We start from the raw sequence: 13,915 nt of genomic DNA, 5'->3' as shown, positions 1-13,915 counted from the left end.
GCCGTCAGGGCCTCAGACCGGGCCGCCGTACCAGCGTTCGATGAGATGCGTGGAGATCGAGACACCGCGCGGAGGCACCCAGAGGCCGTCCTCCTTGACGGCCTGCTGCAGCTCCGCGCGGGTGAACCAGCGCGCCTCGGCGATCTCGGTGGGGTCGATGGTGATCTCGACCTCGGACGTACGCGCCGCGAAGCCCAACATGATCGAACTCGGGAACGGCCACGGCTGGCTCCCGACGTACTCGACGTCAGTCGCGTGGAGGCCGACCTCCTCGGCGATCTCTCGGCGTACGGCGTCCTCCAGCGATTCACCGGGCTCCACGAAGCCGGCGAGCACCGACATCATCCCGGCGGGCCAGGCGGTGTTGCGGGCCAACAGGAGCCGGTCGTCCTGATCGGTCAGCGCCATGATGACGGCGGAGTCGGTACGCGGGTAGTGCTCCGTGGAGCAGCTCGCGCACAGGGCGATGTGGCCGCCCTTGGTGAGAGTGAGGGCATGACCGCACTTGGCGCAGAATCTGGTCGCCTCGATCCAGCGGGCCATCGCGACGGCGTGTGCGGCAAGGCCGATCTCGGCGGTGTCGAGCAGACCGAAGCCTGCCCGCAGGTCGACGGCCTCCTCCTTCGGCTCGATCCGTTCCACCACGCTGGCTGCGACTCGGGTGCCGTCGATCACTCCGAGGAACACATCAGCGCCGCCTGCCGACGTATCGCCGCGATCCAACCGGCCGTTCGAAACCCGGACTCGACCGTTGCCGACGGTGATCCAGACATCAGCCTCGACCGGATCGGCGCGCAGATGAGCGGCGCGATCGTGGGAGGCAAGGACGTACGAGGCGGGATCCACCCGGCCAGCCTAGGAGCCTCGTGTGGTTGAGCGGGCGCCGTGACACCCGCCCAACCACACGAGGATCAGGCCTTGGGCGTGGTGAGGTCGTAGAGCGTCACCCCGCCAACCGTCTTCGCGGTGAAGTGCGCCTCGACCCAGGTGCTGATCTGCGAGGAGACATTGCTGCCGCCGTTCGACCGGCCGATCCCCATCCCACCCGCAATGCCGTGCCCGCCCAAGAAGTAGTGAATCTTCTTGGCGGCCACGTACGCCTGGAACTGCGCGAGCGTCGGTGAGGGGTCGGAGCCGTTGAAACCACCGATCGGCATCACTGGGAACTGCGTCGCGAGTTGGTAGCCGGAGGCCTCGTTGGAGCCGACCGCGGCAGCCACCCAGGTGTACGTCGTGCCGTTCTGCTCCAGCAGCGTCCTCAGTTCCGCGCTGACGCTGGAACTGTTGAGCAGCCCGCCCCCGACGCCGAACCCGCCCCGCGTCGCGCCGGCCTGCGTACCCACCTGCCCGCCAGGGAAGGCCGGCATCTGACCGCCGGTCGGCATGGGTGGCATGTGCCCAGCTGCCATCATCCGGCCCGCCGGCGGCGTACCTCCCGCGAAGCCTCGCCCGCCGCGCATCCCGCCCCCGCCACCCGGGCCGCCCATACCGGAGGCAACCGTCGGACCGGCGGTGACGATCGAGCCGGAGTGCCCGACCCCCACAGTCTCCAGGCTGTACGCGGTGGGGGCGACCAGCACAGCGGCCATCGCCACAAGGACCGCGCCAGCGGTCGCGATCCGCACCTTCGACCCCAGCACGATCAGAGCCGAGGCGACCACCGCTAGGACGACGGCGAGGACCTTGACCCACGGGTTCCAACCCGAGGCGCGATCCAGCAGGATCCACGCCCACCACGCGCTGCCGAGCACGACTGCCGCCGCGACGATCCGGGCCCACCACGCCTCGCGGCGCTCCCAGAGGAGTTCGCCGCCGACCGCCACCGCGACGGCGATCCCGGGCGCTAGAGCGACCGTGTAGTAGGCGTGGAAGATCCCGGCCATGAAGCTGAACGCGATCGCGGTCGTCAGCATCGACACGCTGTAGGCGAGGACCAGGGCCCGACGGGCATCGGTACGCGGCGCCGCTCGAGTGACCCACAGGGCGACCAGCGTGAGTGCCAGCGCCGCCGGCAGCAACCAGGCGATCTGTCCGCCGATCTCGTTCTCGAACAGGCGCCACAGCCCGGTCACACCCCACATGCCACGGCCGGCACCACCGCCACCCGGCGTGACACTGCCGGTCTCGCTGCCGGTGATCCGACCGAGCCCGTTGTAGCCGAAGGTCAGGTTGAGGAAGTCGTTGGTCTGGGAGCCACCGATGTAGGGCCGATCGGACGCCGGGACCAGTTCGACGATCGCCACCCACCAGCCGCCGGCGACGATCATCGCGCCGAACGCGTACAGCAAGTGCCTGACCCGGACGAGGAACGGGTGCGGAGCGGCGTACGCGTAAACGACGATCAGGGCCGGGAGCACCAGGAACGCCTGCAACTGTTTGGTGAGGAACCCGAAGCCGATCGCGACGCCGGCCCAGACCAGCCAGCGTGCCTTGCCGGTGCCGATGGCCTTGACGGTCAGCGCGGTCGCCGCTGTGAGCAGCAGAGCCAGCATCGCGTCAGGGTTGTTGAACTTGAACATGAGCGCCGCGACGGGAGTGAGTGCCAGCGCAGCACCCGCGAAGAGGGCGGCCTGCGCGGAGAAGTACCGCCGGACCGAGGCGTACACGATCGCAACTGTCGCGACGCCCATCAGAGCCTCGGGAATGAGGATGGCCCAGGAGTTCAGGCCGAAGATGCGGACCGAGAGTTCCATCGGCCAGAGGCTGGCCGGCGGCTTGTCGACGGTGATCGAGTTGGCGGCGTCGCTGGAACCGAAGAAGAACGCCTTCCAGCTGACCGATCCGGCCTGGACGGCCGCGGAGTAGAACGAGTTCGCCCATCCGCTGGCCGACAGGTTCCAGACGTAGAGGACCGCCGTCGACAGGAGCAGGCCGAGATGTGCCGGGCGTTCCCAGCGGGCCCGAGTGGACGGCTCGGGAGGGGGCAGTGTTGATGTCATGCCACCGACGATCCGACCGGGATCTGTGGTGATCCTGTGTCGCTCCCCAGACCTCCTTGGCAGGTTGTCGGGAAGATCCTGTGACCGACTCAGCCGGCGAAGGGCACGGTGCGGCCCGCGTACGCGGCCAGGTGGGTGTACGCGTCCGAACCGGCCGGCGCAGCCTTCGCGTCGGCGAAGGCGCGGCCCTTGCGTGCCGGTCCCAGGACCCGGTCCATGGTGATCACGGCACGTTGCGCGACGGACTGGTCGAGGTCGTCCGTGGTCCGGCCGAGGGCGACCGCGAGATCCCAGGTGTGGGTCGCGATCTCGGCCGCATGCCAGTCCGGGTCGAGCATCGCATCATCGATCTGGCGCCACAGGTTGACCAGCACATTTCCACGCGTACGGAGCTCCTCACCGAGGTGCGCCGTGTAGTCCTCGCGACCGTTCCACCCGGGAGGCGACCCCTGGAGCATCGTCACGAAGATCCGAGGCTGCGCGATCAGATGGTTGGCGAGCTTGCGTACGTCCCATTCCTCGCACGGCGTCGGCTTGGCAAGATCCGCCTCGGTGACGGTGTCGAGGAGCTCGGCGGCCTGGGTGAGGGCTCGTTGGAGCGCTAGTACGCCCATGGGATCGATCGGCACCGGTTCAGGGTGTCACAGCGGTTCAGCGGCCGCGGCATCCACCGGCGTAGACGTAACACGCAAGAGCTGGCTCGTTCGACAGTTGGGGTGCGCCACCGAGATTGACGAACGGAACCGGCACCAACAGGACGTTGGGGAGCCCACCGAGGAGGCTGAGGTTCTGCTGGGCGGCAGCGGCACTCACGCCGGGCATGAGGATCTGCGAACACGCGGACCGGCTGATCCGACTGGGCAGCGCCGGTCCGGGGTGGCTGAGTGCATCCGTCGCCAGGGCGTAGGTGACCGGATCGATCGTCCCGACCGCGAGGTGCTCGTACACGTCGGACGGGCAGAGGTCCTGCGTCGCTACGTTGGTGATCAGGCCGGCGCCGCTGTGCAGGGCCGACGACGGCCGCGGCCCGGTGCTGGGGAGGACCACCTCGTCGTTGTGGCTGTAGATCTCCGTGTACGAGATGCCGGCGAACGTCTCCGTCACACTGTTGAGGGCGCGGAGGTAGTTGGAGGTACTCCGTTGCTGCCACCCCTGCGGAGTGCACGTCGTCAAGCTGGCCACGCAGAAGCCATCGAGCAACGTGGTGCCGTGGTTGTCGCCGGCCATCCCGATGACGTCGTCGACCATGGAACGGGTGTCGGGCCAGAAGCGCAGGGCCCAGCGCATCGTCTGTCCGCCTTGGCTGTGACCCATAACGGCGATCTTGCGACCAGTGAGGGCGTGCAAGCGTCGGATCGCGTAGACGACGTACTCACCGCCCACCTGGAGATCCCCGAGTGTGTGGAACGGCTCGGTGACCGCGCACCACGGTCGGTGCTGCGCCGTGAACACGCGCTCCCAGTTCCAGGAGTAGTTCTCCGTCGGGGTGACGCCGGTGGCCGGCTCGAGGAGAACCGGCTCGAGGTTGTTGCCGCGGAACGGACCAGAACAGGCCACAGCCTTGGTCAAGCTCGCCGACGGCACCGACAACGCCGGTCCCGCTTGGGTCAGTGGGGCCCATGCTCGGGCTGTCGAGCCCAGTGCAGGCGCCCCGGTCGTACCGACAAGAAGCCCGACGACCAGGGTCGAGACTGCGGCGACGACAGCGAGCTTTGCCACGGGTGTGCACACGGATCGCATGACAGGTTCCTCGTTCTTGTGGGGGTGTTCGGTCGGCCGGGTCGACAACTGCTTCAGCCGCGCTTGGCGCGGAAGGCCTCGGGTCCGTTGCGCAGGACCATGGCTCCCAGCGCCGTCTTCCAGCCACGGTTGAGATCGGGCTCCTTGCCGGCGCCGAGACGGTGCAACTGGTCGGTGTGCCACGACAGGTCGAGGCCCCCGTCCATCTGCTTCAGGTCCAGGACCCGACCCATGACCGGTCGCAGGCCGACGCGTACGCCAGGGCTCTCCAGCCGATCGGTCGCGCCGCTGAGGATCTGCGCAGCCGCATCCGGGAAGACACACGTCGGACGCCCGAGCCCGACGATGTCGCAGTCGCCGTTCGCGATCGCACCGTCCATGGCTGCCGTCGAGCGGAAGCCGCCGGTGACCGCGATCGGCGTGTTCGGCGCCAAATCGCGCAGCGCCGCCGCGTACTCCAGGAAGAAGGCCTCCCGGGCACGGGTGGACTCCGCGATCTTGCCCATCATGATCGGGTTCTCGTACGTACCGCCACTGACCTCGATCAGGTCGATGCCCTCGGCGACGAGCGCGCGTACGACCTCCCGCGACTCCTCCTCGGAGAAGCCGCCGCGCTGGAAGTCGGCCGAGTTGAGCTTGATCCCGACCGCGAAGTCCTTGCCGGTCGCAGCCCGGACGGCGCGCAGCACCTCGAGGACGAAGCGGCGTCGACGTTCGGCGTCGCCGCCCCACGCGTCATCGCGCTGGTTGGCGAGCGGCGACAGGAACTGAGTGATCAGGTACCCGTGCGCCCCGTGCAGCTGCACACCGTCGAAGCCGGCCTTCTCCAGAACCGCCGCCGTGGTCGCGTACCGCTCGATGAGCTCGCGGATCTCGGCATCACTCAGCGCCCGCGGCTTGGTGGATCCGGGCATCTTCACCTGGATCGCACTGGGCGCGACCGGCCGATTCTTGCTGACCATGGCATTCGCCTGGCGGCCCGGGTGGTTGATCTGGGCCCACAACTGCGCCTCGCTGTCGGCGAAGGTCGCCGCCCACCGACGCAGCCCCTCCAGATGCCGCTCGTCCTCGACGACCACGTTGCCGGGTTCACCGCGCTGACGGCGATCGACCATCACGTTGCCGGTGACGACGAGGCCGTAGCCGCCGTTCGCCCAGCGCGCGTAGAGCCGTTCCAGTTCCGGAGTCGGGCCGCAGTCACGGTCGCCGAGCGACTCGCTCAACGCCGACTTCATGAAGCGGTTGGGGAGCTTGTGGCCGCCCGGAAGGAGGAGCGGCTGAGCGAGATGGTGGGTCGAGGAGGTCACTTGGCCGAGACCTTCGCGGAAGCCGGGGCTGCGGCCGGAGCCTGGAGCTTGCTCGTGAGGCGGCGCGAGACGGCGGCGAACGGACGCTGGTACGCCGAGCCGAGGGCACGGATCAGCAGGTCGACCACGTGGGCGTCGAGGCCGATCAGCACCTTGGCCCTGTTGCCGCGTACGCCCCGCAGGATCGTCGCGGCGGCCTCATCAGCCGACGTGCGGGTGAGGACGGTGTCGAAGAGCTTCTGCATCGAGCCGAGGTCGGCGGCGTTGCTGGCCACCGCGTTGTTGACGATGTTGGTCCTGATGCCACCCGGGTGGACCGACGTGACACCGACCTTGTGACCGGCGATGAGCATCTCCTGGCGCAGCGACTCGGTGAACCCACGGACCGCGAACTTCGCCGCGTTGTACGAGCTCTGCGTCGGCACGCCGAACAAGCCGAAGATGCTCGAGATGTTGACGACGTGGCCGTCGCCCGAGGCGATCAGGTGCGGCAGGAACGCCTTCGTCCCGTGCACCACACCCCAGAAGTCGACGTCCATGACCTTCTCGATGTCCTCGTACGGCGACTCCTCCACCGTGCCGAAGATGGTGATGCCGGCGTTGTTGATCACCACGTTGACGCCACCGAAGTGCTCGGCGACGTCGGCCGCGTACGCCGTCACCGCAGCGCGGTCGCGTACGTCGAGGATCCGCGAGTGCGGCGCCTCGCCGATCTCGGCACAGAGGGCAACGGTCTCGGCCAAACCGGCCTCGCTCCAGTCGCTGATCGCTACGCGGGCGCCTGCCTTGGTGAGCGCCAGCGCGAGCGAGCGGCCGATGCCGGATCCGGCTCCGGTGACGACGGCGACCTTGTTGTTGAGGGTCTTCATGGCTGTGCCTTTCAGGCGGAGGTGACGACGTACTGGTCGACGTCGAAGGAGGAGAGCTGCTGACGGAAGGTGAAGGTCTGGCCGGGCCAGAGGGTGGTGTTGTTGCCGTGCTCGTCGACGTACCAGCTGGCGCAGCCGCCGGTGAGCCAGACGGTCGGCTTCATCCGCTCCTGAACGGCACCGGTCCAGGAGTCCTGCGCCTCGAGCTTCGGCTGCACCGTCGCCAGCCCCGTGCGGCGCATCGTCACGACCGCGTCGACGACGTACCGGACCTGCGACTCGATCTGGAAGATCATCGAGCTGTGGCCGAGCGCGGTGTTAGGGCCGACAAGCTGGAACAGGTTCGGGAACCCGTGGATGGTGGTGCCCTTGTATGCCCGCATGCCGGTCTCACGCCACTGCTCGGCCAGGGTCCGGCCATCGGCGCCGACGACGTGCTGCGCGATCGGCGGGTCGGTCACGTGGAAGCCGGTGGCGATGACGAGGACGTCGATCTCCCGCTCCTCACCGGCCGTCGTGACGATGGAGCCGGAGCGGATCTCGGCGATGCCGTCGGTGATCAGCTCGACGTTGTCGGCGGCAATCGCCGGGTACCACTTGTTGGAGACCAGGATGCGCTTGCAGCCGGCGCGGTACGCAGGGGTGACCTTGGCGCGAAGCTCCGGGTCACTGATCGCCTTCGCGATGTTGGCCTTCCCCTGCGCCTCGACCGCCTTCAACAAGACCGGGAACCGGTTGAACGCCGGGACGCGACCCTCGAGGGTGGCGTACACCGCGGCGCGAACAGCGCGCTGCGCCAGCGGGACCCGGCGGAAGACCTGCTTCTCGATGGCCGTGAACCGGCGCTCGTTGCGGGGGATGATCCAGTTCGGCGTGCGCTGGTAGACATCGACCCGCGCAGCCATCTTCTGCAGCTCGGGCACCAGCTGGATGGCGGAGGCACCGGTGCCAATGACAGCGATGCGCTTGCCCTCCAGGTCGACGCTGTGGTCCCAGCGGGCGGAGTGGAACGTCTCACCGGTGTACGACTCGATGCCCTTGATGTCCGGGAGCGACGGCTCCGAGAGCCCGCCCGAACCGGAGATCAGGGTGCGCGCGGCGTACGTCGCGCCACTGGTCGTCACGATCCAGCGCTGCTGGGCGGCGTCCCAGGTCGAGTTCTGCACCGAGGTGTCGAGCACGACCCGGTCGAGGATGCCGGCCTCGGTGGCGACACGCTTGGTGTACTCCCAGATCTCCTGCTGCGGTGAGTAAACCCGCGACCAGTCCGGGTTGAGCGCGAAGGAGTAGCTGTACAGCTGGCTCGGGACGTCGCATTCCGCACCCGGATACGTGTTGATGTGCCAGGTCCCGCCGACGTCGCTGTCCTTCTCGATGACGACGAAGTCGCGCTCCCCCGCCTCGTCCAACTTGATCGCCGCGCACAGTCCGGCGAAGCCGGCGCCGACGATCAGGTGGTCGACGGAGATGGTTTCCATACTCATGACGTCGACGGTACGTGCACTGTTGAACGAGTGTCAATATCTACTGAATCACATTCAGTAGTGAGAATTGCGCCTAGGCTGGGCTCGTGAGCACCCGCATCCGCCTGACGCCCGAGGACCGCCGCGAGCAGTTGCTCGAGCTCGGCGTGGCGATGATCGGCGAGCGCCCGATCGACGAGTTCTCCATCGATGCGCTCGCCCACGACGCCTCGATCTCGCGCGGCCTGCTCTATCACTACTTCGGCAGCAAGCAGGACTTCGTACGCGCCGTCCTGCGCCGGATGGCCGACGGCCTGTTCGAGGCGACCGCGCCCGTCGACGACCCGTCCCTGGAGGTACGACTCCGCGTCTCGATCCAGGCTTACCTGCGGTGGGTGGGCGCGAATCTCACCGGGTATGTGTCATTCCTGCAGGAGGCACAGCGCGGCAACAACGAGGTGCGCGACATCTACCTGTCGGCACGCGCGGCACTCACCGACCGGATCTTCGACTCCTGCTCCGCGGAGGAACTCGCCGCATACGGCATCAGCGACCTCCCCCGCGTGCGGATGTTCGCCCGGAGCTGGGCTGCCATGGTCGAGGACGTCGTCCTCAACTGGATCAACGACCCGCAGGACCTGAGCGAGGACGAGATCGTCGCCTCACTCACCCGCTCACTCGCAGGAGTGCTCGGAGCGGTCTCGGCCTGACCACGACGGCGCCCAACGCGAGTCCGGTGCCCTCAACGACGTGGACCCCGTTGCCGAACGTGTCGGCCATGATCAACCCGTAGATGTCCCCTCGAGTCACCAGCCCGACGATGCCCGTCGCCAGATAGATCGCCGCGACTGCTCCGCAACCGATCCGGGCGCGACGATCGCTCGATGCGACCAGCAGGCAGATCAGGCCGGTGATCAGGTGGAAGTACAGGTGCCAGCCGTTGACCATCACCGGGATGAAGCCGAACAGGTGCATGAAATACATGCCGTTCGGGTCCGTGATGGTTCCCGGCCAGATGACCGTGCCGGCGACGTAGTTGCCGACGGTGAACCACAGCCCGAACAGAAGGGCGGTCCACTGAGCCGCGGTCCTGGCAGATCCGAGGCGATGCAGAGCTTGGCTGGTCATCTGGCTCATCCCTTATTGGTTGATGGACCGGCGTCGTCGTACGGCGCTCCGTCGCGCTCGCGTACGGCCTGACGGAAACCGACCTCGGCAGCCCGTTGCTGGAACGCGTACCCCTCGCGGGTGTGGCGGGAGATGCCGTCGAAGACGGTGCTGATCATCCGGCTGTTCTCGACGCCCTGACTCAGCAGTGCCGAGTTCAGCGCCAGCTTGACCATCATCAACTGATTCAGCGGCATCGCGGCGATGCGTTCGACGAGATTCTCCGTACGTACGTCGAGGTCATCGGGCTCTGGCGCCTCGATCGCAAGACCCCATTCGTACGCCTCCTTGCCGCTGAGGCAGTCGCCGGTCAGCAGGAGCCGCTTCGCGCGCTGATCGCCGAGTCGGTGTGCCCACATGCCGGCGCTGGGTACGCCCCACACCCGCGTCGGCGGGTAGCCGATCTTCGCGTCGCTCGCGATCAGGATCTGGTCGCAGTGCAGCGCAATGTCGGTGCCACCCGCCACGCAGAAGCCGTGAATCTTCGCGACCGTCGGCTTGTTGGCGTGGAGCAGGCTCGCGAAGCCGCGGGTGAAGCGACTCATCATCGCGTAGTCGACCATCGGGTCCCAGGTCCCGGACGGGTCGTGGTTGGCCATCTGCACGAGCGGATCCAGGACGGTGCCGGTGGCATCACGACTGCCGACCATGTCCCCGTCCATCAGACCCTCGGCGCTGGCAGCCAGGTCGTAACCGCCGCAGAATCCCTTCCCGCGGCCGCTCACCAGGATCACCCGGACCCGTGGGTCGAGGTCAGCGCGCTCGACTGCGGCCGTCAGGTCCAGCGGAGTGTCAGGCGTGATCGAGTTGCCCTGCTCGGGACGATTGAAGGTGAGCCGCGCGACCCGTCCGGTGCGCTGGTAGGTGAGGGTCGCGTAGTCGATCGGCGCGTCAGTGCTGTCGTCGCCAGATCCGCCGCGCCACACCGCGGCTCCGACGTCGGTCATGCCTGAATGCCTGAGACGGCCGTCTGCCCGAAACTGCCGTGTCGCCCTGCGCCCTCGGCAAAACGTGCAGCTCCAGCGAAGGCATCGACGAGGGACAACGCACCATGACCCCACTCGTTCGCGATCGCCGCCTCCAACGTCAGCCCCTCCTGCTCGAACATCGACAGGCGGTCCTGACGCAGACACGTCTGCGGGAACGCGGCGAGTTGCTCGGCCAGTTCGATGGCCTCCTCCAACGCCCTACCCGGCTGACTGATCCGGTTCGCCAGACCCATCCGATGCGCCTCTTCGGCCCCCACGGGCCGGCCCGTCAAGATCATGTCCAGCGCATGCGAGTGGCCGATCAGCCGCGGCAGCCGAACCGTGCCGCCATCAATCAGCGGAACTCCCCACCGTCTGCAGAAGACACCGAACGTGACCTCCGGATCGACGATTCTGAGATCGGCCCAGATCGCAAGCTCGAGCCCACCGGCCACCGCGTATCCATCGACGGCAGCGATGACCGGCTTGGACAACGCCATCCGTGTGGGCCCCATCGGGCCATGACCAGAGCCCGGTTCAGTGACCGTACGCTCCCCCGCTGCGACAGCCTTGAGGTCAGCGCCCGCACAGAAGTGGCCGCCGCGCCCGTGCAGAATCGCCACCGATTGATCGGGGTCGGCATCGAACTCGGCGAACGCCTCTGCAAGGGCCGCACTGTGCTCGTCATCGACAGCGTTTCGAGCCTCGGGGCGGTCCATCGCGACAACGGTGATCGGCCCGCGCTTCTCAACGACGATCGTCATGCCGGCAGCGCGCGGTCGAGGATCGCAGCGACGTCGGCCGAGGCCGGCAGGGTGCCGAAAGCGTGGCCCCAGTCGCCGCCTAGACGGCTGGCACAGAACGCGTCGGCGACGGCCTCCGGAGCGTGGCGTACGAGCAGGGAGCCCTGCAGCGCCAGCGCCATCGACTCGACCAGGCGACGGGCGAGCAATTGCGCGCCTGTCGGGTCGGCGGCCGACGCCATCAGGTCGCGCTGGATCCTGCCGACGGCGGCATCGAGGTGCTGGTTGGCACCGGCGGCCAGCGTGAGCTCGCCGAGGAAGGCCTCCGCGGTGTCGGGCTCGCGGCCCAGCGCGCGCAGGACATCGAGCGCATTGACGTTGCCCGAGCCCTCCCACACCGAGTTGAGCGGCGCCTGGCGGTAGTGCCGCGGCATGCCCGACTCCTCCACGTAGCCGTTGCCGCCGAGGCACTCGAGGGCCTCCGCAGTGAAGGCCGGGGTCCGCTTCGTGACCCAGTACTTGCCGACCGCGTTGGCGATCCGACGGAAGGACGTCTCGGCCTCGTCGCCGTGCATCGACCGGTCTGCAGCACCTGCCAGGCGCATCCCGAGCGTGGTGGCGGCCTCGGACTCCAGGGCCAGGTCGGCCAGGACGTTGCGCATCAGCGGCTGGTCGATCAGGTTCGCACCGAAGGCGGCGCGGTGACGGGCGTGGTGTCCGGCCTCGACCAACGTCTTGCGCATCAGTCCAGCTGAACCGATGACACAGTCAAGGCGGGTGAAGTTGACCATGTCGATGATCGTCTTGACGCCGTTGCCCTCACCGCCGACGAGCCAGGCGACGGTGTTGTCGAACTCCGGCTCGCTCGAGGCATTCGACCGGTCGCCGAGCTTGTCCTTGAGCCGCACGATCCGGAACGTGTTGCGGGTGCCATCGGGCAGGATCCGCGGGACCAGGAAGCAGGAGAGCCCACCCGGAGCCTGGGCCAGGACGAGGAAGAGGTCGCACATCGGGGCAGAGGTGAACCATTTGTGACCGGTGAGCAGGTAGTGGTCGCCGTGCGGCACCGCGACGGTCGTGTTCGTGCGTACGTCCGAACCGCCCTGCTTCTCGGTCATGCCCATGCCGGCGAGCAGACCGCGCTTCTCCGTGGGGATCCGCAGACCCGGGTCGTACACGCGTGACGTGAGCAGCGGCTCATACACCGCAGCCAGAGCCGGCTCATGCCGAAGGGCCGGGATGACGGCGTACGTCATCGTGATCGGGCAGCCGTGTCCAGCCTCGGTGTGCTGCCAGACGAGACCGGTCGCGGCCCGCGCGACGTGGCCTCCCGGCTTGTTCTCAGCCCACGTCGCACCCGCTCCGCCCTCGGCAACCGAGACGCGCATCAGGTTGTGCCAGGCCGGATGGAACTCGACCTCGTCGATCCGGTTGCCGTACCGGTCGACGGTCTTGAGCACGGGCGTGAAGGTGTTCGCGTCCTGGGCCCAGCGCTGCGCCTCTTCACCGCCGGCGAGACGGCCGACTCGGCGTACGTCGTCCTCGGCCCAGCCGCCACCCTCGCGGCGGAGGGCCTCGATCAGGGCTGCGTCCTGCGAGGAGTCGTACGGTGCCAGCGGCGGCGCCTGGTTCGTGACGTCGTGGGTGGCCGTGCGGGGAGCAGAGAGCTCAGTCATGATTCGATCATTACATATCTGCAACGATCGTGTCGATAGTGTAATCTTCGGTCGTGCCCGCCGCTGTCGACCCGTCGCTCCTTCAGCCGCTCTCCGCCCGGTCGATCGTGCTCAGCCTGCTGCTCGGCGCGCACCCGCCGCAGATGCACGTACGCCACCTGCTGCTGGCGTCCGAGCAGTTCGGGGTGTCCGAGTCCGCGCTACGGGTCGCACTCACCCGGATGGCTTCGGCCGGCGAGCTGGAACGCAACGACGGCGTCTACCGATTGAACGCACGACTGCTCGAGCGCCAGCGTCGACAGGACGAGGCGATCAGCTCCCGAACGGTGCCTTGGAACGGCGACTGGGAGCAGGTCGTCGTGATGGCGAGTGGTCGCACGGCGGCCGATCGTGCTCAGCTGCGTACGGACCTCACGCGACTTCGGCTGGCAGAACTGCGGGAAGGCGTCTGGATGCGTCCTGCCAACCTGGACCGCCCCTGGCCTGATGATCTTGCCCAGTTGGCTCGCTTCACGGTCCGCCCCGCCGGCGGCGCGTCAGATCTGGCCGCCACGCTGTGGGATCTGCCGTCCTGGGCGGCCACCGGACGCGCCCTGCTCACCCATTTCGTCGACGCGGCAGACCCGCTCGTACGCCTCACCGCCGCTGCCGCGATGGTGCACCACCTCACGAGCGACCCGGTCCTGCCGGCGGAGTTGCTCCCGGCCGAGTGGCCGGGTGGGGAGCTGCGCGAGACGTACGCGGCCTATCAGACCGAGGTCATCGCGCTCGCCGATTCATTCCGCGGGGCCTAGAAGCGGACGGTTCTCGATCGCGGGCCACGGATGCGACCGACCTCCTTGGGGCTGAAACCGCCCCAGATGCCGTATTCCGCGTTCGTCCGCAGCGCGAGCTCGAGGCACGGCTGACGGACACCGCAGACTCCGCACACTCCGCGGGCCTCGTCCGACTGCGCGGCTCCCCTCTTCGACTCTCCCGGAGGAAAGAACAGGTCGGGGTCCTCGTTCCGACAGGCAGCCTCGCGCATCCACGGGAGCGGGCTG

At 68.0% G+C, this 13,915-nt stretch carries 14 protein-coding genes; 2 read left to right on the top strand and 12 right to left on the bottom strand.

Translation table 11 applies throughout. The features are described 5' to 3' along the window. Positions 1-12: 12 nt before the first annotated feature. The 7 genes from nudC to KCTC_RS09190 all read right to left on the bottom strand — a co-directional run bounded on the left by nudC (position 13) and on the right by KCTC_RS09190 (position 8,339). Positions 13-846, bottom strand: a complete 834-nt coding sequence (gene nudC / locus KCTC_RS09220) for an NAD(+) diphosphatase (RefSeq protein WP_125568828.1) — start codon at positions 844-846, stop codon at positions 13-15. 65 nt (positions 847-911) lie between these two features. Beyond that, positions 912-2,939, bottom strand: coding sequence for an ArnT family glycosyltransferase (locus KCTC_RS09215; RefSeq protein ID WP_125568826.1), 2,028 nt, complete (start codon positions 2,937-2,939; stop codon positions 912-914). 89 nt (positions 2,940-3,028) lie between these two features. Continuing rightward, positions 3,029-3,568: a maleylpyruvate isomerase family mycothiol-dependent enzyme gene (locus KCTC_RS09210; protein ID WP_231998660.1), complete on the bottom strand. Its 540-nt coding sequence runs from the start codon at positions 3,566-3,568 to the stop codon at positions 3,029-3,031. Positions 3,569-3,590: 22 nt separating this feature from the next. Continuing rightward, positions 3,591-4,679 (bottom strand): lipase family alpha/beta hydrolase, encoded by a 1,089-nt coding sequence (locus tag KCTC_RS09205; RefSeq protein WP_125568824.1) that lies wholly within the window; start codon positions 4,677-4,679, stop codon positions 3,591-3,593. A gap of 53 nt (positions 4,680-4,732) precedes the next feature. Next, on the bottom strand, positions 4,733-5,986 hold the full coding sequence (locus KCTC_RS09200) for an NADH:flavin oxidoreductase/NADH oxidase family protein (RefSeq protein WP_231998659.1): 1,254 nt from the start codon (positions 5,984-5,986) through the stop codon (positions 4,733-4,735). Continuing rightward, complete coding sequence (locus KCTC_RS09195) at positions 5,983-6,855, bottom strand: SDR family NAD(P)-dependent oxidoreductase (protein WP_125568822.1); 873 nt, start codon at positions 6,853-6,855, stop codon at positions 5,983-5,985. The genes KCTC_RS09200 and KCTC_RS09195 overlap by 4 nt, the downstream gene beginning before the upstream one ends. An 11-nt stretch (positions 6,856-6,866) precedes the next feature. After that, a complete protein-coding gene (locus KCTC_RS09190; protein WP_231998658.1) occupies positions 6,867-8,339 on the bottom strand; it encodes a flavin-containing monooxygenase in 1,473 nt (490 codons plus the stop codon). Positions 8,340-8,425: 86 nt separating this feature from the next. Here KCTC_RS09190 and KCTC_RS09185 point away from each other — a divergent pair, with 86 nt between their 5' ends. Next, the gene (locus tag KCTC_RS09185; protein WP_231998657.1) at positions 8,426-9,028 is read left to right on the top strand and encodes a TetR/AcrR family transcriptional regulator; all 603 of its coding nucleotides are present in this window, start codon (positions 8,426-8,428) and stop codon (positions 9,026-9,028) included. Here KCTC_RS09185 and KCTC_RS09180 read toward each other — a convergent pair. The 4 genes from KCTC_RS09180 to KCTC_RS09165 are packed head-to-tail and all read right to left on the bottom strand — an operon-like array spanning position 8,985 to position 12,872. Then, positions 8,985-9,446, bottom strand: a complete 462-nt coding sequence (locus KCTC_RS09180; RefSeq protein WP_164512556.1) for a DUF4383 domain-containing protein — start codon at positions 9,444-9,446, stop codon at positions 8,985-8,987. The two genes, KCTC_RS09185 and KCTC_RS09180, sit on opposite strands and share 44 nt — an antisense overlap. A 5-nt stretch (positions 9,447-9,451) precedes the next feature. Continuing rightward, entirely contained in the window at positions 9,452-10,432 is a 981-nt protein-coding gene (locus KCTC_RS09175; RefSeq protein WP_125568818.1) for a crotonase/enoyl-CoA hydratase family protein, read from the bottom strand. Continuing rightward, a complete protein-coding gene (locus tag KCTC_RS09170; RefSeq protein WP_125568816.1) occupies positions 10,429-11,217 on the bottom strand; it encodes a crotonase/enoyl-CoA hydratase family protein in 789 nt (262 codons plus the stop codon). The genes KCTC_RS09175 and KCTC_RS09170 overlap by 4 nt, the downstream gene beginning before the upstream one ends. Continuing rightward, on the bottom strand, positions 11,214-12,872 hold the full coding sequence (locus tag KCTC_RS09165; protein WP_125568814.1) for an acyl-CoA dehydrogenase family protein: 1,659 nt from the start codon (positions 12,870-12,872) through the stop codon (positions 11,214-11,216). The genes KCTC_RS09170 and KCTC_RS09165 overlap by 4 nt, the downstream gene beginning before the upstream one ends. 53 nt (positions 12,873-12,925) lie before the next feature. Here KCTC_RS09165 and KCTC_RS09160 point away from each other — a divergent pair, with 53 nt between their 5' ends. Continuing rightward, the gene (locus tag KCTC_RS09160; protein ID WP_231998656.1) at positions 12,926-13,666 is read left to right on the top strand and encodes a PaaX family transcriptional regulator C-terminal domain-containing protein; all 741 of its coding nucleotides are present in this window, start codon (positions 12,926-12,928) and stop codon (positions 13,664-13,666) included. Here the strand turns inward: KCTC_RS09160 and KCTC_RS09155 are convergent. Continuing rightward, entirely contained in the window at positions 13,663-13,899 is a 237-nt protein-coding gene (locus KCTC_RS09155) for a WhiB family transcriptional regulator (protein ID WP_125570093.1), read from the bottom strand. The two genes, KCTC_RS09160 and KCTC_RS09155, sit on opposite strands and share 4 nt — an antisense overlap. Positions 13,900-13,915 lie beyond the last annotated feature (16 nt).

The sequence above is a fragment of the Nocardioides baekrokdamisoli genome (assembly GCF_003945325.1).
GTDB classification, from domain to species: domain Bacteria; phylum Actinomycetota; class Actinomycetes; order Propionibacteriales; family Nocardioidaceae; genus Nocardioides; species Nocardioides baekrokdamisoli.
Note: the sequence above shows the minus strand (reverse complement) of the source record. Positions and strands in the feature narration are given on the sequence as shown.

Bases quoted from the DNA above. Each gene is read 5' to 3' on its own strand.
- KCTC_RS09215 (WP_125568826.1), bottom strand. From the start codon at position 2,939: ATGACATCAACACTGCCCCCTCCCGAGCCGTCCACTCGGGCCCGCTGG.
- KCTC_RS09205 (WP_125568824.1), bottom strand. From the start codon at position 4,679: ATGCGATCCGTGTGCACACCCGTGGCAAAGCTCGCTGTCGTCGCCGCA.
- KCTC_RS09195 (WP_125568822.1), bottom strand. From the start codon at position 6,855: ATGAAGACCCTCAACAACAAGGTCGCCGTCGTCACCGGAGCCGGATCC.
- KCTC_RS09190 (WP_231998658.1), bottom strand. From the start codon at position 8,339: ATGAGTATGGAAACCATCTCCGTCGACCACCTGATCGTCGGCGCCGGC.
- KCTC_RS09180 (WP_164512556.1), bottom strand. From the start codon at position 9,446: ATGACCAGCCAAGCTCTGCATCGCCTCGGATCTGCCAGGACCGCGGCT.
- KCTC_RS09175 (WP_125568818.1), bottom strand. From the start codon at position 10,432: ATGACCGACGTCGGAGCCGCGGTGTGGCGCGGCGGATCTGGCGACGAC.
- KCTC_RS09170 (WP_125568816.1), bottom strand. From the start codon at position 11,217: ATGACGATCGTCGTTGAGAAGCGCGGGCCGATCACCGTTGTCGCGATG.
- KCTC_RS09165 (WP_125568814.1), bottom strand. From the start codon at position 12,872: ATGACTGAGCTCTCTGCTCCCCGCACGGCCACCCACGACGTCACGAAC.
- KCTC_RS09155 (WP_125570093.1), bottom strand. From the start codon at position 13,899: ATGCGCGAGGCTGCCTGTCGGAACGAGGACCCCGACCTGTTCTTTCCT.